Origin of the sequence: Shewanella morhuae (assembly GCF_003028295.1) — a bacterium.
Taxonomy (GTDB): Bacteria; Pseudomonadota; Gammaproteobacteria; order Enterobacterales; family Shewanellaceae; genus Shewanella; species Shewanella morhuae.
Genome location: NZ_PYSG01000002.1, coordinates 3,003,385 through 3,022,926, shown reverse-complemented (window position 1 = coordinate 3,022,926; position 19,542 = coordinate 3,003,385). Strand labels below are relative to the sequence as shown.

Sequence of the window (19,542 nt, the reverse complement as noted above, 5' to 3'; positions counted from 1 at the left end):
CTTGAGCTATTCCGTGTTTTAAAGCCCTAAAAGTTATAATTGTTACCAATAACGGTTAAGTTTTTACATGCTAGCATCGGTTTGGCCGATAAAATCGGGTACCTCTAATACTTGTGAGCCCCAACGCTTAAATAAAGCAGCATAGATAAATTCAATAAAGACGCGGTATTTTCGCGGTAAATACGCCCGTTGTGGATAGCTGAGCACGACCTTAGTTTGGCTCATCGGGTAGTCATCTAATAATGGGATTAAGTGGCCCTTTTCTAATGCTGTTTGGGCGATGATAGAGGGCACAGCAGTTATCCCCAGCCCTGCGATGGCGGCCTCGCGGGCTAGAGTGACATTGTTGACCGTCAGTTGCGTCATGGGCTCAGCAATAATCCAACTTTTACCATCGAATAACTTCCATGCTCCTTCAATGTGCGCCGACTGCAAACGGATAGCTTTATGCAGGGTTAAGTCCTGTGGCACTTTGGGGGTGCCGTGCTGGGCTAAATAAGCTGGGCTTGCCATGAGTGATTTATGGGCATTAACTAACGCATAGCTTTGCAGGCGCGTATCGCTTGAATCGGCAATTTGAAATAACAAATCGATGCCTTCTTCTATTGCATCGACTTTACGATTTGTCAGCTCGGCGTCTATAGTAATATCAGGATAAAGTGTTAAAAACTGGGCGAAAATTGGCCCTAAAAACAGTTGACCTAACTCGATCGGGCAGACAATTTTAAGATTACCTTTGATCAATTTTTGTTGGTCGCTGAGTTGATGTTCGGCGCTTTGCAAATCGGTAAGGATCTTATTAATACGATTGTAATAACTTGAACCCGCCTCGGTGAGTTTTAGAGCTCTAGTAGTACGAAATAGCAGTTGTGTACCAGTATCGGCCTCGAGTTCAGCAATTTTACGACTGACGGTAGCTTTAGTGATCCCAAGGGCCTTTGCGGCGCCAGTAAAGCTGCCTTGCTCGACCACTTGAGCGAAAATTTGCACACGATTGAGGTCTATCATTGTTACACCTGTGAAACAGTGAGTTGATTTCTTACTGACTAATAAACTTAGTGAGACAGTAGTACACTAGATATCACTAATCAAGGAGCCATTCATGTCCAAAAGTAAACTCATTATCGCCGCCCCACTATTACTTGTCGCAGTTGCGGCGTGCGGTTATTACTGGTGGACACAGGTTCGTTTTCTTGAAACCACAGATAACGCCTATGTCGATGCGGATATTTCCCATGTTAGTGTGAAAGTGCCTGGTTACGTGGTGTTAAGTGGCGTAACCGATAACCAACATGTGCGAAAGGGTGAGCTATTAGCGCAGCTCGAAGATAACCAATTTACTGCTAAAGTGAGCCAGACCGACGCATCACTTGCCAGTTCAAAGGCGGACTTGCAAACCTTAGCTGCTAAGGTGGAGCTGCAACGTGCGTTAATCACCCAAGCCAGTGCGGGTGTTGTGGCAGCTCAGTCCGATAAAATACGGGCACAGCAACAATTGAGCCGTTCGCAAAAGCTTAAAATCAGTAATTACAGCTCCCAAGATGATGTTGACCAGCTGCAAGCCGGATTTGATTCTGCTGCTGCCCGCCTCGATGAAGCTAAAGCCGTGCTGGTGGCAAAACAACGTGAGTTAGCGGTTTTTAATGCCCAGTTAAACCAAGCGGACTCTGTGGTTGAACAGGCTAATGCCACCTTAGAGCTGGCGAAAATCCAATTAAATGATACTCGCATTACCGCGCCATTTTCTGGGGTGATTGGTAAACGTGGCGCTATGGTGGGGCAATATGTGCAGCCAGGCCAAGCACTTTACAGTTTGGTTCCGGATGGGGCTGTGTGGATCACGGCGAATTTTAAAGAGACCCAAATCCAACATATGCAAGCAGGGCAGTCGGTACAGGTCAGCCTTGATGCGTTTCCTGATAAAACCTTCATCGGTGTTATCGACAGTCTGTCACCAGCGTCCGGCTCCAAATTTAGTTTATTGCCAGCAGAAAACGCCACCGGTAACTTTACTAAAATCGTGCAACGTATTCCTGTGCGTATTCGCTTAGACTTGTCTGCGGAAGAAACGCATGTGCTACCGGGGTTAAGTGCGGTCGTGAAAGTGGATACGGCGTCAGGCCCAGTTACATCGGCAATCGCTACAAATACAGGTCGTTAAAATGAGCGCTACTGGCTCTATCGCTGCGCCTGTCGATATACTTAAGCCTGTTGATTATGAGCGCGGTAGTCGCCGCTCATGGATTGCTGTATTTGGTGGTTTGATTGGCGCCTTTATGGCGATCCTCGATATCCAAATTACCAACGCATCGTTGAAGGAAATTCAAGGCAGCCTAGGCGCAACACTCGAAGAAGGCAGTTGGATTTCAACCGCGTATCTGGTGGCTGAAATGATTGCTATCCCGCTCTCGGGTTGGCTCAGTACTGGATTGTCGGTCAGACGTTATTTACTGTGGACTACCGCCGCTTTTATTTTTGCTTCAATTTTATGCTCTTTAGCGTGGAATTTAGAGGCGATGATCGCCTTTCGGGCGCTACAAGGTTTCTTTGGTGGCGCGCTTATTCCGCTGGCTTTTAGGCTGATTCTGGAGTTTTTACCCGATAACAAACGTGCCGTCGGCATGGCGTTATTTGGTGTTACCGCAACCTTTGCCCCTTCAATTGGCCCGACCTTAGGCGGGTGGTTAACCGAGCAATTTAGCTGGCATTATCTGTTTTATATCAACGTGCCACCAGGTTTGTTGGTGATGGCGATGTTGGCCTACGGCTTAGAAAAAAAATCGGTTGTTTGGGATAAACTGAAAAATGTCGATTTAGCGGGCATCGTCACTATGGCATTAGGCATGGGTTGCCTTGAAGTAGTGCTCGAAGAAGGTAACCGTAAAGACTGGTTTGGCTCGGAGCTTATTCGTAATTTAACGATTATTGCCGCTATTAATATAGTGTTGTTTGTGTGGATCCAGTTAAGGCGTAAAGAGCCATTAGTCAATTTGCGTCTACTCGGTAAGCGTGACTTTTTGCTCTCCACCGTGGCCTATTTTTTACTTGGTACGGCACTGTTTGGTGCTATCTATTTAATCCCGCTGTATCTATCGCAAGTGCATGATTACACCCCGTTAGAAATCGGTGGCGTAATTATGTGGATGGGATTTCCGCAGTTATTAGTCTTGCCCTTAGTGCCCAAATTAATGGAGCGTTTCGATAGCCGTTATCTTGCCGCGTTTGGTTTTTTAATGTTCGCCATTAGCTATTACATGAATAGTCAGATGACCGCAGATTATGCCGGCCCACAGATGATCGCCTCGCAAATAGTACGAGCTCTGGGCCAGCCGTTTATCCTAGTGCCGATTGGGATGCTCGCGACCATGCATTTAAAACCCCATGAAAATGCCTCGGCATCAACGGTATTAAACGTGATGCGTAACTTAGGTGGCGCTTTTGGTATTGCGTTAGTTGCGACCCTGTCTGATACCTTGTCGCGCGCACATTTGGCGCATATTAAAGAATCTTTACCCGCAGTGAGCACACAAGCGCAGGATTATTTAGCTCAAAGCGCTAGTATGTTGCAAGCGGGAGGTTCAGACCCTTACACTGCGGCTTTACAAGCAAAAGCCTTATTAGCTAAAACCATGAGCCAGCAAGCCTATATTCAGGCTTATAACGATGTGTTCTATATTATGGGCGCGCTGTTACTCATTGCCGTATTTGCGGTATTGCTGATTCGTAAACCCACAGAACCTGCATCCCACGATGCTATGGTCGAATAAAGACGAAGTTGTTAGTTGATCTTGTTGAATAGCATAAATCCCCCCCAATTTATTTAATCCATTCAACAAGTTTTGCGCCTTAGTCCTAGTGGATTAAGGCGCTTTTTTATGGTCTTTATGCTGTGGTAGACTCAAGGTCATTTTTCAATGATGTTCTGAGGGTAAACGCTTGCAGTGGCAAAATCTTACATTTAATCAATTAAATGCTAATACGCTATACGACATATTAAAACTAAGAGTTGATGTGTTTGTGGTGGAGCAGGCCTGCGCGTATCCTGAGCTTGATGATAAGGATAGGCACCCACAAACCCAACATTTAATTGGCTTGTCGCCAGCGGGTGAACTCCTTAGTTACGCGCGCATTTTACCGCCGGGGCTGAGTTATCCTGAGGCGAGTATTGGCCGCGTGGTGGTATCGCCATCAGCGCGAGGTAAAGGGCTGGCTATACCTTTAATGCAACACGCCATCGAATCGGCACTGGCGACTTGGCCCGATGCGGGCATTCAAATTGGTGCCCAAGATTACCTTAAAGCTTTCTATCAAAAGCTGGGGTTTAAAGCCTGCTCGCAAATGTATTTAGAAGATGGTATCCCCCATTTAGATATGCGCTATCAAGGTATTCAAGTCAGCTATCAATATGAGCTATCAACATAAGCTATGCGCTAAGCATTCAACGTTAAACCCAATAAGGAACCGAGATGTCGACTTCAACGGATTATAAAATCAATCAACAGCAAATTGTCTGCGTGGCGAGTTTTTTGGCTAAAGAGGGCAAAACCGAAGCGCTGATAGCGGCGCTCGCGAGCCTTATACCTGACACGCGCCGCGAAGCGGGTTGTATTCGTTACGAGCTCAATGTGAGCCGTGATGAACCACGCCGCGTGACGTTTGTAGAGAAGTTTGTCGATATTGCTGCTTTTGATGAGCACTGCGCTAAAGACGCAATTCAGCACTATTTTCACCAAATTATGCCCGAGTTGGTTGAATCCTTCCATGTGGAAACCTATCACCAAATCATTGTTTAACCATGCGATAAAAATATAAGGAACTTGCAGTGTTGATTAACTATATTGAGCCAGTATTTAGACCTCCATCCGAATGGAAGTCATTGATACTGCAAGTGACTAATGGTTGCAGTTGGAACCAATGCAGCTTTTGTGACATGTATACCCAACCGCAAAAAGCCTTTCGAGCGCAAAAGCTTGATAAGGTTGAACAGGATATTCTGGCCGTGGCACGTTCTGGCGCCCCCGTTTCGCGGATATTTTTGGCCGACGGCGATGCCATGAGCTTGCCCTTTGCTCGCCTCGAAGCTATTTGTGAGTTGATCAACACTCACTTGCCGCAGGTTACGCGTATTAGCAGTTATTGTTTGCTGCGTAATCTGAATAATAAAACCCCAGAACAACTTGCACGTCTACGCGAACTTGGGCTGTCTTTACTCTATATTGGCTGTGAAAGTGGCGATGATCTAGTGCTAGAGAAAATCCAAAAAGGTGAAACTTTTGAGTCATCACTCGCGGCCTTACTTAAGTTACGTGCGGCGGGGATGAAGTCATCGGTAATGATCCTCAATGGCTTAGGCGGCATTGAGTTATCCCATCAACATGCGATTAATTCAGCTAAGCTAATGAATGCTGCTCAGCCGGATTATCTTTCTACCTTAGTGGTCACTTTACCCCTAGGCACAGAGCGAATGGACGCAGTATTTGGCGGTAAATTTCAGTTGCCAGATCAACAGGGCTTGTTCCAAGAAATGCATACTCTGCTCAGTCATTTAGAATTAGAACAGACGATTTTTAGATCAGACCATGCCTCCAATTATTTAGTGCTCAAAGGCGTGCTCGGTAAGGACAAGGCGAAATTACTGGCTCAGGTCGAACTTGCCATTAATACACCACTCAGCATTCCCTTAAGACAAGAATGGCAGCGTGGGCTTTAAGGGGCGGCAGTTTAACCCTAGCACTGTCAGCTAAATCAAACGTTAATCTAGGTAAAGGGGCTGTGAATTATGGACGACCTTCACATAACTCATTAAAAAAGATATGAATTGTCTACAGGTGGTGCATATTGATCGCCGCTATCTTGCGAAATAACCATCGCAGGATAACTAACTCAGTAAATAAGTGTGTAGCGAAATAGGGCTATGAACGTTATTGTTTATATTAATGGTTATTTATATCTCGCATAAATACCCCTTCAAAGTTGACGTTTGATATCTATTACAGCGAATCAAAGCAGAGAGTCCGTTTTATCAAAAACTGAGGCTTGTCATTGTAGCTAGTGTTATTTTTCAATTAAAACAGTGAGTTCAACTGGTTTGCGGTGAGCACTTAGGACGGATTAACACCGCTCCAAAAAAACTTAGCCAAGATGTACCACCCCACAGGAGAAAATCATGACTGACAAGAAAAAATTAACCACTAATGCAGGCTGTCCTGTTGCGCATAACCAGAACGTTATGACGGCCGGGCCACGTGGTCCGCAGCTATTGCAGGATGTTTGGTTTCTGGAAAAACTGGCGCATTTTGACCGAGAGGTAATCCCTGAAAGACGTATGCACGCCAAAGGTTCTGGCGCTTATGGCACCTTTACCGTCACCAAGGATATTACCCAATACACACGCGCCAAGTTATTTAGCAAAGTCGGTAAAAAGACCGCACTATTTAGCCGTATGTCTACCGTTGCTGGCGAGCGCGGCGCCGCCGATGCTGAGCGTGATATTCGTGGTTTTGCCCTGAAATTTTATACAGAAGAAGGCAACTGGGATTTAGTGGGTAATAACACGCCAGTTTTCTTTTTACGTGATCCGCTAAAATTTCCCGATCTTAATCATGCTGTAAAACGCGATCCACGCACCAATATGCGTAGTGCAAAAAATAACTGGGATTTTTGGACATCGTTACCAGAGGCGCTGCATCAAGTAACAGTGGTGATGAGTGACCGCGGTATCCCTAGCAGCTATCGCCATATGCACGGTTTTGGCTCGCATACTTTTAGCTTTATCAATGACAATAATGAGCGCTTTTGGGTGAAATTCCACTGGCGTACTCAGCAAGGCATTAAGAATATGACCGATGCTGAAGCCACAAAAGCAGCGGGCGAATGTCGCGAAACTCATCAACGCGATTTGTATGAAGCGATTGAGCGCGGTGAGTTTCCGAAATGGACCTTGTATGTGCAAGTCATGCCAGAGAAAGATGCGGCTACCGTACCATACAACCCATTTGATTTAACTAAAGTGTGGCCGCACGGCGATTACCCTTTAATTGAGGTCGGTGAAATCGAGTTTAACCGTAACCCAGATAACTATTTTGCTGAAGTTGAACAAGCCGCATTTAACCCCGCTAACATTGTACCAGGCATCGGTTTTTCGCCCGATAAAATGCTGCAAGGGCGTTTGTTCTCTTATGGCGATGCCCAGCGTTATCGTTTGGGTGTAAACCATCATTTAGTACCTGTTAATGCGGCTCGTTGCCCTGTTAGTAGCTATCACCGTGATGGTGCTATGCGTGTCGATGGCAACCACGGCAGTACACTGGGTTATGAACCTAATAGTTATGGGGAATGGCAAGAGCAACCGGATTTTAGCGAGCCACCGCTAGACCTATCGGGTGCTGCTGCTCACTGGGATCACCGTGAGGATGCGGATTATTACTCGCAGCCTGGTGCGTTGTTCCGCTTAATGTCGCCAGAACAGCAGCAAGTATTGTTTGATAATACGGCTCGCGCTATTGGTGATGCACCAAGAGAAATTCAAATCCGTCATATTGGCAACTGTTTTAAAGCAGACCCCGCCTACGGTACGGGTATCGCTAAAGCGCTAGGTATTCCGCTAAGTGACATACCGAAGTAAATACGCTGAAACGGCTAACCGTGCTGCATATCGCAGACGGTTAGCTGTACTATAAATGAGCTGTTTATCCTGTGATAATGCGCTCATCATTTCTCACTCTGCTGGGAGGTTATTCTCTTAATTGTTACCAAAACCCCCCGCCAATAGCGCCACGTAGCTGTTATTTCTAATCAAATTCTTTATCTATGATTTAGCGTTTTTACAGTTTCAAAAGCTTAATCTATCTCTTCCATACAGCCTAAAATTATCCATTTATGCTGGTTGTCGTGATCATGACCTGTTCCTCTTATTTTGCGCTTTCGGTCGCAGTCGTTATGGTTTTATTGGGCTAAATTTATACAGTAGCCTTGGTCATTGTGGTGAGTACGATAGGGTGTTTAGTGACTTAGTCACCAGTAAGTCACGGGCGTACTTTGGCGAGGTCAATCTTAAGGGGGCAATTTTAAGCGGTCAATTCTAAGCAATAGTGAAGTAAGCTAATATTTTATTAAGGAACAATAATTTTATTAAGGATCAATATGTTCCAAATATTTACTGATTTTGCGACTTGGCTAGTGTACGGCGTGTTTGGCCTTGGGCGGAGCTGTGCATTTTTTTGTTGAAGATGTCAGTAAAATTTTTGTATTGCTGGTGGCGATGATTTATTTCATCGCCTTGCTGCGGGCTTCTTTAGATGTTGAGCGAGTTCGAGATTATTTAGCGGGTAAGAATAAGGGAGTAGGTTATTTGCTGGGGTCGATTTTTGGCGCCATTAAGCCTTTTTGTTCTTGCTCGAGTTTCCCTGTCTTTTTAGGTTTTACCTCGGCCGGGATCCCCCTTGGGATCACTATGGCCTTTTTGATCACTTCACCTTTGATCAATGAAGTCGCCGTCCTGCTGCTCATGAGTTTACTCGGCTGGAAATTTACCTTGCTATATGTGGCTGTGGGCATGACAGTGGGTATGCTCGGCGGACTATTGTTAGATGCGATTAAGGCCGAGCGTTGGTTGCAGTCCTTCGCCGCCGAAGCCCTCGTTCGTGGACGGCAGATGGCGGCATCGAACGATGCCTCTATTCCAGACCGTGTTTTATCCTTTTCCGAGCGTCATGCCTTTGCTAAAACCGAGGCAATTGAGATTTTTAGTCGCGTATGGAAGTGGGTCGTTATCGGCGTAGGTCTTGGCGCTGCCTTGCATGGTTTTGTACCCGAGGGATGGGTCGAAACCCATTTAGGCCAAGGTCAGTGGTGGTCTGTACCTGTGGCAGTGCTAATCGGTATTCCTTTGTATTCTAATGCAACGGGCATTATTCCTGTGATGGAGAGCTTGTTAACAAATGGCTTACCCATTGGTACCACGCTGGCATTTTGTATGAGTACCGTCGCTGCCAGTTTCCCCGAATTTATTTTACTTAAACAAGTGATGCAGTGGCGCTTTTTGGCGGTGCTGTTGGTTGTACTATTAATGGCATTTACGTTAGTAGGTTGGATTTTTAATTTTGCAGCACCGTATTTATAAGGAAGTAACATGAAAAAAATCAAAGTATTAGGTAGTGGCTGCGCTAAGTGTAGCCAAACTGCCGAGATGATTGCTGACATATCAGAAGAAATGGGCATAGACGCGATAGTAAAAAAAGACACCGATCCTCAAAGTTTATTGAAATTTAACGTAATGAAAACCCCTGCGGTAATCATTGATGATGAGCTTATCCACAGTGGCTCAGTACCAACCCGTGACGAAGTTGAAGGATGGTTAAGGGATTAAGTTGCAAACTGATTTGCTAAGACGCATTACTGGCCCGTTTGCTATACAGTGATAGTGTTAGTAATAATAGAGGCTAACTATATACGCCATTGTCGGCCTCCATTTTTGGCAATGGCGCTATTACCGCATAAGTCAAAATTAACTGCCATAAAATAAAAGAATATAATCTAACATCAATTTATTGGGGCTTAACTATGATGAATATTCGAGGGCAACTGTGCGGACGTCGTTAAATTTAGGCCTATATCTAAGCTTGTGCTTAAGCCTATATTGCTCAACATTCTCTGTGTTTGCTGCACAAACAACTCCAGTTTTGAGTCATGCTGCTAAGCCCGCGGCTTGGCAAAGCTCAATCTATATCAGCCAAGCATTCAATGAAGTGGCGCTTAAAAATGAGTATGACAAAGCTAGGCATCGGATACGTAAATGGCGCATACCTGTGCGAGTGTTTATCGAACATCAAGTGGGTGATAGGGCACTGCACACACAATTGGTGCAGATGCAGCTAACGCATTTAGCTGAGATTACGGGCCATGATATGCAACTGGTGGATACGCTCGCTGATGCGAACCTTCATTTAGTATTTACCCGCCAATCCCTGTGGGCAAGCGAGGTGATGCGTTTGATGGGCGTCAAGTCAGCACAAAATGTTCATGGTTCTGTTTGTATGGGCAAGTTCGCCCTTAACTCAAAGAGTGAAATTGAACGTGCATGGGTCATTATTCCTGTGGATCAGGCACAAATGCACGGTAAATTAGTGGCTTGCGTGGTTGAAGAAATAACCCAAGTGCTCGGATTGCCTAATGATTCCGAAAAAGTGTTTCCCTCTATCTTTAATGATAAAACCCCGCAAGATTTACTCACTGGGCTTGATTTTATTTTACTAAAACTACTCTATAACCCAAGTATTCACGCGGGAATGACTGCCGCTGAGGTTAAGTCCCCAGTGCAATTTTTACTTAAGCAATGGCAAAGCGATGGCACGATTGAACATGCCGATAAAATAGTGCGCCAAGGTCAGTTATACCCTTTGCTAGGTTATTGATGCTTAAGCATTACGGCTAAAGTTGACATTGTTTGTACGCGGCCAATTAATCCTTTTTGTTTTAGGAATAAGGGCATAGTCTATCTTTATACGAGGCAAACAAGTCGGAGTGACACTATGCGGATGACATTGCAGTTTTTAGGGGCGACAGAGGAAGTAACGGGCTCGTGCCATTTACTTTCGGTCGACCATGAGCACTTATTGCTTGATTGTGGTTTGATTCAAGGCGGTAAAGCGGACGAACTGCGTAACCATGACCCCTTCGCTTTCAATCCTGAGTCTATATCTGCCGTGGTGCTGAGCCACGCCCATATCGATCATTCTGGGCGTTTACCTCTTTTAGTTAAATCGGGTTTTGATGGTCCCATCTACACCCATAAAGCTACCGCTGAACTGTGCGCCATCATGCTCAAAGATGCGGCCATGCTACAGACCCGTGATACTGAAAGGGTCAATAAAAAGCGTGCTAAGCATGATCTTGACCCTTTAGCGCCTTTGTTCACCGTTGAAGATGCCGAACAAGCCATAAAACAATTTGTACCATTGGAATATGGCGAAGTGACTCGGGTTATCCCGCATGTGGATATTTGTCTCTCAGATGCGGGGCATATTTTAGGTTCTGCTTTAGTTGAGCTGTGGTTAGGCGAGGGTAAGTCACAGAAGAAAGTAGTTTTCAGTGGCGATCTTGGCCGCGCAGGTATGCCGATTTTACGTAATCCGACCTTAGTGGATACGGCGGATTTAGTCTTAATGGAAAGCACCTACGGCAACCGTTTTCATCGCAGTTGGACTGAGACCCTAGCTGAGCTAAAAGCGATTTTTGCTAAGACAGTTAACGAAAGCCAAGGCAATATTTTATTACCGGCGTTTTCCGTTGGACGAGCGCAGGAGCTATTATATCTTTTTCATTTATATGCAAAAGAATGGGATCTTGGGCGTTGGAAAATTTGCTTAGATAGCCCTATGGCCATTGAGGCAACTCGGGTTTATGTTAATAATTATCCACTAATGGATGAAGATTTTAAACGCTTTACTCGTCAGCATCCTGGACAGCACCCTTTGCTGTCGAATGTCGAGTTTATCCAGACGACCGAAGAGTCGATGGCATTAAATGACGTACATAAAGGATTAATTATTATCGCAGGTAGCGGTATGTGTAACGGTGGGCGTATTCGTAGCCACTTAGAGCACAATCTATGGCGACCAGAATGCGATGTAATTATCTGTGGTTATCAAGCCATTGGAACACCGGGGCGGACTTTAGTCGACGGTGCGAAGGAGCTAACCATCCACGGCAACAGTATTAAAGTAGCCGCTAAGTTGCATACAGTAGGTGGATTATCTGCCCATGCGGATCAAGCGGAATTATTACGCTGGTATCGACATTTTGAAGGCCAACCACCACTAATTTTAGTCCACGGAGAGCCTGAAGCACAGCGCGGATTAGTCGAGGTCATTAATCAAGAACCTAAGACAAAACCGCAAGCGACTGCGATTGCCACTCATGGCGATAAATTGGATTTAACTGCGCTACCAAAGTTAGTGTGGAAACCCGCCTAAGTTTATCCGCCTTATCGACTATGCCTTATCGGAGACGGTAGGGCATTTTTATTTATGTTGTAAATCAATGTATCACCACGTAATCACAACACCGCTTTAAAATTCTTAGGACATAAATCATCTCAATATTTATAATTTTAATTGTTAATAATTCGTTGTAATTTGAGCCTGGGCTGTTAGATTATATTTTAATAAATGGTATTAGACTGCGTATCTAATGCGGTATAGCCAGATAAATAATAACAATAACAAGTCATCACGAGGTTTGAATGGAAGCAATTACGGAATTTGTTAGCCTAGTTAATGGCTTTGTCTGGGGTACACCTATGTTGGTGATGATCTTAGGCGTGGGTTTATTCCTTTCCCTTGGGCTGAGATTAATGCCTATTCTGAAATTAGGCACAGGTTTTAAGTTACTCTGGTCTGGCCGCATTCCCGATAAAGATAAAACCGTAAAAGGGGATGTGAGCCCGTTTAATGCGTTGATGACATCGCTTTCTGCCACTATTGGCACGGGTAATATTGCCGGAGTAGCCACTGCAATATTTGTCGGCGGTCCTGGCGCTTTATTTTGGATGTGGTGCACTGCGTTGGTGGGCATGGCGACTAAGTATTCGGAGGCTGTACTGGCGGTTAAGTATCGTGAAGTCGACGCTCACGGTAACCATGTCGGTGGCCCTATGTATTACATTAAAAATGGTCTCGGGAAAAAATGGGCGTGGTTGGGTACCTTGTTTGCGATTTTTGGATCACTTGCCGGATTTGGTATTGGTAATACTGTACAGGCCAATTCAGTTGCAGCGGCATTAAGCAGTAATTTTGGCGTACCGGCTTGGGTATCTGGTGCGTTGATGATGCTACTAGTGGGCGCAGTGTTGATGGGGGGTATTAAGCGTATTGCCGAGGTCGCCGGTAAGTTAGTGCCATTTATGACGATTTTTTACATTACTGCCGGCTTAGGTGTGTTGATAGTGCATATTCAAGATGTGCCTGCTGCATTTTCCTTAATTATTCACAGTGCTTTTAATCCCGTTGCTGCCCAAGGTGGTTTTGCGGGTGCAGCAGTATGGGCGGCGATTCGTTTTGGTGTGGCTCGAGGGGTGTTTTCTAATGAAGCTGGTTTGGGTAGTGCGCCGATAGCCCATGCAGCCGCACAAACCAATAACCCGGTAGCGCAGGGGCTAGTGGCTATGCTCGGTACGTTTATCGATACCATTGTCGTTTGTTCTATTACTGGGCTTGCGATTGTGGTTTCAGGCTCTTGGACTTCAGGAGAAAACGGCGCGGCGTTAACCTCATACGCCTTCGCCCATGCTTTGCCTATGGGCAATTATATTGTTGCTATTGCTTTGTCTATTTTTGCCTTCACCACCATTATTGGTTGGAGTTTTTACAGCGAGAAATGCGTGCAATATCTCTTTGGTATCAAAGCGGTAAAGCCCTTTAGGTTACTGTGGACCATAGCTGTACCCTTAGGCGCCGTTAGTTCACTAGATTTTGTGTGGTTACTGGCTGATACCTTAAACGCTATGATGGCTATCCCTAACTTAATCGCCTTGGCACTGTTAAGCCCTGTGGTCTTTGGTTTAACACGTGAATACTTCATTAAAAAGCGTGCTGATGAAGCAGCAAAGGCCCAATCTTAATCTGATAAATAAAGTTGAGTCACGTTAGAATAAAAAAGCTCACATAATTGTGAGCTTTTTTATTTATATCAATAATATTTCTGTATTAATCCGAGTTGTTGTCGAACTCAGTGTCATCGTGTAATTCAAAGGCTGGAGCGACATTAGGCAGGTCTTTAAATAAGCGTGTGAAATGACGTTGCACGCCTTTCAAATCGATTCCGGATAATCCTGAGGCGAAACCAAACCAAGCATAAAGGCCGCTAAAGTTATCAAACATAGGCGGTAGATATTTAGGTGTCGTTAAAATCCCTTCTTGGCAGGCTTGGTATAGCACTGGAATATCTTCGATAGCTAATTTACCTAGGAATAACATAGGGATGAGCTCAGGAAGACCTGAGGTGATAGCGCTGCGGATAAAGTTAATGTTTTCCACATAGCCACGTACATAGGAAATATCTTTAGTGAAAAAGCTGCCACCTTCTACCATACCACCGCGAAAGACCCTTTGCGTAACACGGTAACTATCCGTTGCGCTTAAGTTTAATTCTCTGAAATAATTAAAAACTTCAATAAAGTCCGCGCCATTTTCTGCCATATCGACAGCCGCAACTCGATCACTAATTCGGCGAGCTCGACCAGGATTTGAGCTGAGCGTCAGCATCTCAAGCAAAACAGCGAGACCTTCTTGAGTCGCTGCAACGCGGGGAGAGCCCACGCTTAACCAAGTGGCATGGGGCTGGGCTCGGCCATTGAGCGTTGTACCAACATGTACCCAGCCTTCATGAACCTCATATACATTCAGATCCGACTCGCTGAACATGGCTCTGCTATTGAGCTTAACCGTATCGCCACCGACGGCGGCATCAGAAACAATACCGTCACTAAGGCGCACGCACATATCATCGCTATGGAAGTATTTCTCTAAGCGTTGGCTGAGCACGTTAACGGCTTCAGGTGCACTGATGATTTTAGGGTGGTGTTTATTCATGTGTCTCGCCGCTGGCAGCGAGAAAATATAACTGAGCTTATCACCTAGCTGGCGCAGTGTGTGGCGATCGCCGTGTAATCTGTGGCTCGCACTGCCATACAATTCTTGGCTAAGCTTGCCAAACATTGGCGTACCTCTATTACCTAACATATCCACTACAAGACGATATTGGTCGACGTTTGCGACTAATATTTTACCGAGCTTATCGCGTTTACCCATGCGTCTATGGATATCTTGTTTTAAAGATAGCAGTTCTGCTTGCGTTGTTACTGGGTCAAAAGGTAAGGCAATTTTTTGATAGAAGTCTTGCGTGATAGCCGGTAATACCGTGCCTTTATTAGAGAGAAAACGTTCCTCCATTTCCCTTGGCCATTTAATGGCATCTAAGATTTTTATGGGGGTTTGGATACGAATTAATTCATCAGAAAAACGGCGTAAATCTTGTTGATATTGGGCTAACGACTCAGACATTCCCGTATATCCTGCAGGTAGTTTCAGCTAAGAGATATTTTGGCCATCATAGCGTTAAAGCTTATTTATTCATATTGATTCACTGGCATGATTAGGAAATATCTCGGTTAGTTGGGTGAAATTTTATCGGTTTTGCGAATCATTTTGGTGCAGCGATTACTATGTTAGTGCTATCAAATGTTAATTATAAGAATTAACATTTTGTTTTATATGCTTTTGTTTATATGGCATTAAAACTGCTTTGTTTTTATTCTGGAATCGGTTTACTAGAGTTAATAATGGCAGCGATGAGTTATTTGAGCGTGATCGAGCGGTATCACGAATTTGAAGCCACTGTGCATGAACTGATGGAATCGATTCTAACGGGGATGGCCGATGCCGAGTTATTTCAACAACCTCAGGTGAATATTAAAACGATGAAAGGGGTAGCAAAGAGCTATCCCTTTGTTGAACTGATGTATTTACTTAATAGTAAAGGGTTGCAAATAAGCCAGAATATCGCCGTGGTAGATCGCCAAATTGAGTTAATTCCGTTAGGTGGTAATCGCGATCGTAGCCAAAGGCCTTATTTTATCAATCGTGATGAGTCCGATGGCGTAAACATCACGCGGCCTTATTTATCTAATGCCAGCGGTAACTTATGCCTTTCTGCCTCCTTGGCGGTTTATCAACAGGAACAAAAACTGGGCTTTTTAGTGATAGATGTGGACTTGACCCGTTTGATTGAATTTATGATGGGAGATAGTGCCAGAAGGCGTGTGACTCCGGCGTTTAAAGCGGTTTATGGTGTGATAGTAGCAGGGCTGTTTGTGCTGGTGGCTGTATTGATTTGGACCGCATTACGGGATATCTACGGCTTATTTACGGTTGATATTATTGGTCAAGATCCGCTGCAACCTTTTGGGATTATTATTTTTATGACGCTTGCTCTCGCGATTTTTGATCTCGGGAAAACGATTCTTGAAGAAGAAGTCCTAATGCATAAAGATATTTTTCGCCACAGCTCAACAAGGCGAACCATTACGCGGTTTGTTTCTACCATCCTCATTGCCATTTCGATTGAGGCTTTATTGACTATGTTTAAGGCGTCACTGGGTGAAAAACAATATATAGAGCCTGCAATCTGGATGATGTTAGCGGTAGTCGGTTTGTTAGTGGGGTTAGGGGCATATGTATATTTGGGCGCAAAGGCTGAATGGCTGTTGATTAAAACTCAAGCCTATAAAAGGAGTAAAAAAACACAGTAACATTAAAAGTGTAGTGTTTTATCGGACTAGATATACAGATTTAGTCGATTCAATCACCCATAATTTTGCATTTCAGAAACGATAAATTAAGTGAGTGGGCATGGTAGTGGATGTCCACTCAATCGAGGCACGAGTCAAAAATGCAAGGCTAGAAAAAATCGTCATCTCCTAATGCGCGTTTTAACTCTGCCCGTTCGAGGTAGTCCTCTAAACGTCTTTTGACCTCACGTCTATGTTGCATTGTTTCAACAGCTTTACTGTTTTTGGGGTTGGTCATTGCCTCAAGTTCAGTATCGTTGGGCACGACTTCAGTAATATGAGCCATAACGAATTCCTCTAGTTGTTCCTAACGACTTTCTAACTAAAAAGAGTGTGGCAGAAAAGCAAAAAATTTTACGATTATGGGTAAAACTTTTTGTCCGTGGGCTGAACGAGTCAATTCACTGCGTTTTAGGGCAAGTCCGAGAGAATTACCGGGTATTTTGTTAATTTAGTTATTGCTTACTTTGTGATTGAGGGCACATTAGTGACATAGCAGTATTTAGGCTCATCTGGCTTAAATCGTAGGATAAACTTGAATTTAGCAACAATCTCTACAACACTGAGCATAGTGTGACTGCCAATATATTGCTAAGGAATAGGCTTTAATGGACAAGGATGCGTTTTCTAAATCTCCTGATGAATCTAACAAAATTTACTTTAGCGTATTAAGTTCTAGCTGGCTGATGATAGTGGCAGCGATCTTTTTTATGGGAATTTCTTGGTACGTGCTTGAAGAATATCTTAGGGATAGAGGAGAAGAGCGATTTGAGAATAATGTTCAAGAGCTAACTGAAGCGGTAAGTCGCCGAATGTTAGCCTATGAGCAAGTATTACGCGGTGGGGTCGGCTTGTTGTTATCATCAAGTGATGTGACTCGTACAGAATGGCAAACCTATGTTGTTAATGCCAGGCTATCTGATTATTACCCAGGGTTTCAGGGGTTTGGTTATGCTTTATTGCTTAAGCCTGACACATTAAAAACCCAGGTTAAGCGCATTCAGACCGAAGACTATAAAAATTACCAGGTATATCCAGAAGGGCTGCGTGATCAATATTGTACGATTTTATACCTAGAGCCTTTTGATTGGCTTAATCAAATGGCGCTAGGCTATGACATGTGCTCTGAGGCGAATAGGCGTAAAGCGATAGATAACGCAATTGCGACAGGGCTACCAATGGTCTCGGGTAAAGTTACCTTGGTTCAAGATGGGTTAGATAATACCCAAGCGGGATTTTTAATGTATTTAGCCCTTTATCAAGGTTTAGCGACCACAGAGATTGAGCGTAAACAATCTGCTACCGGACTCGTTTATGCAGCATTTAGGATGGATGATTTTATGCAAGGGATTATGGGCGACCGTTTCTCTGGCCTTAAACTTGCCATTTATGAAAACGCACAGGCCAGTGCTGATAGTTTAATGTTTGCTAGCAGTAAGGTATTACCCCGACAGCAGGATGTGTTTTATCACTCACATAATGAAACCATGGGTGGGCAAGTTTGGCGTTTAGATATCTCATCACAATCGCGTTTTATCTCACAATCAGAAGAATCCCAAGGCCTTTGGTTACAGTTCATCGGTTGTACTTTTATTTTAGCGTTGTTTTACTCAGTGCTTGTTATGGCACGCAATCGGTATAAAGAGTCCCAATTGACCTCTGAGTTAATTGCTAACGAAAAACGCTTTAGATTAGTGATTGAAGCCTCCCCCAGCGCGCTGCTAATGATCGATAAAGCGGGGTGTATTACGTTAGTCAATACTCACGCCGAACGTTTATTTGGTTATGCTAGAGACGAGTTGCTCGGGCGCTCAATCAATATGTTGTTGCCCGAAGCGCTAAGAAATATCCATCAGCAGCACATGAGCCAGTACCTAGCGCAACCGATAGCCAAAAATATGTCGATGCGTGATGACTTATTTGGCTGCTGTAAGGATGGTAGCCGGCTTGCCATTGAAGTGGGGCTAACGCCAATCCATTTTAGTCAGGGCATTTCTATTCTTGCGACGATTAATAATGTGTCTGAACGTAAACGTATTGAAATTCAGCGAGCTGAACATACGCAAGAACTGGAGCGTATTAACCAAGAGCTAGATAGATTTGCTTATATAGCCTCCCACGATTTGAAATCACCACTGAGGGGGATAGAGCAACTCACCTCGTGGCTGTCTGAAGATTTAGCCGATAATACTAATGAGGATATCCATAAGTATCTGAGGCTTATTCAAAGCCGTATTCATCGAATGGTATTGTTACTCGACGGGCTGTTGATGTTTTCACGCATTGGGCGTGTCGACAATGAAACGGTTGAAGTCAATAGTCGGCAGCTAATTGAAGATATGTTTGCTTTGGTTGCACCGCCAAAAGGATTCGAATTAGCACTAAAAGGTGAGTTCCCACAGTTTCATACCGTGAGAGTATTATTAGAGTTGGTGTTACGAAATTTAATCAGTAATGCGATTAAGCATCATGACCAAGAAACCGGTGTAATAACGGTCTCATGCGAATTGATTGATGAATATTATTGGTTTAGTGTGAATGATGATGGCCCTGGTATATCAAGCTCATATCACGAAAAAATATTTCAAATGTTTCAAACGCTTAAACCAAGAGATGAGGTTGAAGGTAGTGGTCTTGGCCTATCTCTCGTTAAAAAAACGGTTGAAAGCATAGGCGGTAAAATCCAACTTCAATCAGCAGGTCGGGGTTGTTGTTTTCGCTTCAGTTGGCCAAAGCAGATTAGCCGTAAGGAGGCTTTATGAGTGCAGTCAATCAATATCAGCAGGTTACTATTTTACTGGTTGACGATGATGATGTGGACTATATGGCCGTGCAGCGAGCGATGCAGCAACTACGATTACTTAACCCTATCGTACGGGCTCGAGACGGAATTGAAGCATTATCTATCCTTACGAGTGTTGATGGGATTAAAGGTCCGTATCTTATTCTACTGGATTTAAATATGCCCAGAATGAATGGTTTTGAGTTTCTTGAACAAATACGTGCCGATCCAGCGCTCACTTCTGCAGTGGTTTTTATGCTGACGACGTCAAGTACCGATGAGGATAGGATGCAGGCTTATAGTCATCACGTGGCGGGCTATATGGTTAAAACTAAGATGAAAGACGGCTTTAACCACATTTTTAATATGCTCGAGGGTTATTGGCGCATCGTTGAGCTTCCATCTGCATAGGGTG

At 44.3% G+C, this 19,542-nt stretch carries 16 protein-coding genes and 1 pseudogene; 14 read left to right on the top strand and 3 right to left on the bottom strand.

Translation table 11 applies throughout. From position 1 onward, the window contains the following. Window positions 1–63 precede the first annotated feature (63 nt). Window positions 64–1,008: a LysR family transcriptional regulator gene (locus C9I43_RS13705; protein WP_181317893.1), complete on the bottom strand. Its 945-nt coding sequence runs from the start codon at window positions 1,006–1,008 to the stop codon at window positions 64–66. A gap of 94 nt (window positions 1,009–1,102) precedes the next feature. Between C9I43_RS13705 and C9I43_RS13700 the strand changes: the two genes are divergently transcribed. The 11 genes and pseudogenes from C9I43_RS13700 (at window position 1,103) to C9I43_RS13650 (ending at window position 13,618) form a co-directional block, all read left to right on the top strand. Then, complete coding sequence (locus C9I43_RS13700) at window positions 1,103–2,161, top strand: HlyD family secretion protein (protein WP_107883788.1); 1,059 nt, start codon at window positions 1,103–1,105, stop codon at window positions 2,159–2,161. Window position 2,162: 1 nt separating this feature from the next. Beyond that, complete coding sequence (locus tag C9I43_RS13695) at window positions 2,163–3,767, top strand: DHA2 family efflux MFS transporter permease subunit (protein ID WP_107883787.1); 1,605 nt, start codon at window positions 2,163–2,165, stop codon at window positions 3,765–3,767. Window positions 3,768–3,936: 169 nt separating this feature from the next. Then, entirely contained in the window at window positions 3,937–4,422 is a 486-nt protein-coding gene (locus C9I43_RS13690; RefSeq protein WP_107883786.1) for a GNAT family N-acetyltransferase, read from the top strand. 44 nt (window positions 4,423–4,466) lie between these two features. Continuing rightward, entirely contained in the window at window positions 4,467–4,793 is a 327-nt protein-coding gene (locus C9I43_RS13685; RefSeq protein WP_107883785.1) for a putative quinol monooxygenase, read from the top strand. Window positions 4,794–4,822: 29 nt separating this feature from the next. Beyond that, on the top strand, window positions 4,823–5,710 hold the full coding sequence (locus tag C9I43_RS13680) for a radical SAM protein (RefSeq protein ID WP_107883784.1): 888 nt from the start codon (window positions 4,823–4,825) through the stop codon (window positions 5,708–5,710). A 456-nt stretch (window positions 5,711–6,166) separates the two neighbouring features. Next, window positions 6,167–7,624: a catalase gene (locus tag C9I43_RS13675; RefSeq protein ID WP_107883783.1), complete on the top strand. Its 1,458-nt coding sequence runs from the start codon at window positions 6,167–6,169 to the stop codon at window positions 7,622–7,624. Between the two features lie 518 nt (window positions 7,625–8,142). Next, window positions 8,143–9,121: pseudogene (locus C9I43_RS13670) on the top strand (permease). 9 nt (window positions 9,122–9,130) lie between these two features. After that, window positions 9,131–9,367: a thioredoxin family protein gene (locus C9I43_RS13665; RefSeq protein ID WP_076498612.1), complete on the top strand. Its 237-nt coding sequence runs from the start codon at window positions 9,131–9,133 to the stop codon at window positions 9,365–9,367. Window positions 9,368–9,653: 286 nt separating this feature from the next. Then, on the top strand, window positions 9,654–10,412 hold the full coding sequence (locus C9I43_RS13660; protein ID WP_373455354.1) for a DUF2927 domain-containing protein: 759 nt from the start codon (window positions 9,654–9,656) through the stop codon (window positions 10,410–10,412). Between the two features lie 117 nt (window positions 10,413–10,529). Continuing rightward, complete coding sequence (locus C9I43_RS13655; RefSeq protein ID WP_107883781.1) at window positions 10,530–11,972, top strand: MBL fold metallo-hydrolase RNA specificity domain-containing protein; 1,443 nt, start codon at window positions 10,530–10,532, stop codon at window positions 11,970–11,972. 269 nt (window positions 11,973–12,241) lie between these two features. Further along, a complete protein-coding gene (locus C9I43_RS13650) occupies window positions 12,242–13,618 on the top strand; it encodes an alanine/glycine:cation symporter family protein (RefSeq protein ID WP_107883780.1) in 1,377 nt (458 codons plus the stop codon). Between the two features lie 85 nt (window positions 13,619–13,703). Here the strand turns inward: C9I43_RS13650 and C9I43_RS13645 are convergent, their stop codons facing one another. Further along, complete coding sequence (locus tag C9I43_RS13645) at window positions 13,704–15,059, bottom strand: flavohemoglobin expression-modulating QEGLA motif protein (RefSeq protein ID WP_107883779.1); 1,356 nt, start codon at window positions 15,057–15,059, stop codon at window positions 13,704–13,706. Window positions 15,060–15,337: 278 nt separating this feature from the next. On the opposite strand from C9I43_RS13645, the gene C9I43_RS13640 reads away from it, so the two are divergent. Continuing rightward, window positions 15,338–16,306, top strand: coding sequence for a PDC sensor domain-containing protein (locus tag C9I43_RS13640; protein ID WP_107884178.1), 969 nt, complete (start codon window positions 15,338–15,340; stop codon window positions 16,304–16,306). A 148-nt stretch (window positions 16,307–16,454) separates the two neighbouring features. On the opposite strand, the gene C9I43_RS13635 is transcribed toward C9I43_RS13640, so the two are convergent. Continuing rightward, window positions 16,455–16,631 (bottom strand): PA3496 family putative envelope integrity protein, encoded by a 177-nt coding sequence (locus tag C9I43_RS13635; RefSeq protein WP_107883778.1) that lies wholly within the window; start codon window positions 16,629–16,631, stop codon window positions 16,455–16,457. Window positions 16,632–16,953: 322 nt separating this feature from the next. Between C9I43_RS13635 and C9I43_RS13630 the strand changes: the two genes are divergently transcribed. Together C9I43_RS13630 and C9I43_RS13625 are read left to right on the top strand one after the other, a co-directional pair. Beyond that, the gene (locus tag C9I43_RS13630; RefSeq protein ID WP_107883777.1) at window positions 16,954–19,107 is read left to right on the top strand and encodes a CHASE domain-containing sensor histidine kinase; all 2,154 of its coding nucleotides are present in this window, start codon (window positions 16,954–16,956) and stop codon (window positions 19,105–19,107) included. Beyond that, a complete protein-coding gene (locus C9I43_RS13625) occupies window positions 19,104–19,538 on the top strand; it encodes a response regulator (RefSeq protein ID WP_076498593.1) in 435 nt (144 codons plus the stop codon). Before C9I43_RS13630 ends, C9I43_RS13625 begins: the two co-directional genes overlap by 4 nt. Window positions 19,539–19,542: the final 4 nt, after the last annotated feature.

Excerpts from the sequence above, each read along its gene's own strand:
- C9I43_RS13705 (WP_181317893.1), bottom strand. The coding sequence starts at position 1,008 with ATGATAGACCTCAATCGTGTGCAAATTTTCGCTCAAGTGGTCGAGCAA.
- C9I43_RS13700 (WP_107883788.1), top strand. The coding sequence starts at position 1,103 with ATGTCCAAAAGTAAACTCATTATCGCCGCCCCACTATTACTTGTCGCA.
- C9I43_RS13695 (WP_107883787.1), top strand. The coding sequence starts at position 2,163 with ATGAGCGCTACTGGCTCTATCGCTGCGCCTGTCGATATACTTAAGCCT.
- C9I43_RS13685 (WP_107883785.1), top strand. The coding sequence starts at position 4,467 with ATGTCGACTTCAACGGATTATAAAATCAATCAACAGCAAATTGTCTGC.
- C9I43_RS13675 (WP_107883783.1), top strand. The coding sequence starts at position 6,167 with ATGACTGACAAGAAAAAATTAACCACTAATGCAGGCTGTCCTGTTGCG.
- C9I43_RS13665 (WP_076498612.1), top strand. The coding sequence starts at position 9,131 with ATGAAAAAAATCAAAGTATTAGGTAGTGGCTGCGCTAAGTGTAGCCAA.
- C9I43_RS13655 (WP_107883781.1), top strand. The coding sequence starts at position 10,530 with ATGCGGATGACATTGCAGTTTTTAGGGGCGACAGAGGAAGTAACGGGC.
- C9I43_RS13650 (WP_107883780.1), top strand. The coding sequence starts at position 12,242 with ATGGAAGCAATTACGGAATTTGTTAGCCTAGTTAATGGCTTTGTCTGG.
- C9I43_RS13645 (WP_107883779.1), bottom strand. The coding sequence starts at position 15,059 with ATGTCTGAGTCGTTAGCCCAATATCAACAAGATTTACGCCGTTTTTCT.
- C9I43_RS13640 (WP_107884178.1), top strand. The coding sequence starts at position 15,338 with ATGGCAGCGATGAGTTATTTGAGCGTGATCGAGCGGTATCACGAATTT.
- C9I43_RS13635 (WP_107883778.1), bottom strand. The coding sequence starts at position 16,631 with ATGGCTCATATTACTGAAGTCGTGCCCAACGATACTGAACTTGAGGCA.
- C9I43_RS13630 (WP_107883777.1), top strand. The coding sequence starts at position 16,954 with ATGGACAAGGATGCGTTTTCTAAATCTCCTGATGAATCTAACAAAATT.
- C9I43_RS13625 (WP_076498593.1), top strand. The coding sequence starts at position 19,104 with ATGAGTGCAGTCAATCAATATCAGCAGGTTACTATTTTACTGGTTGAC.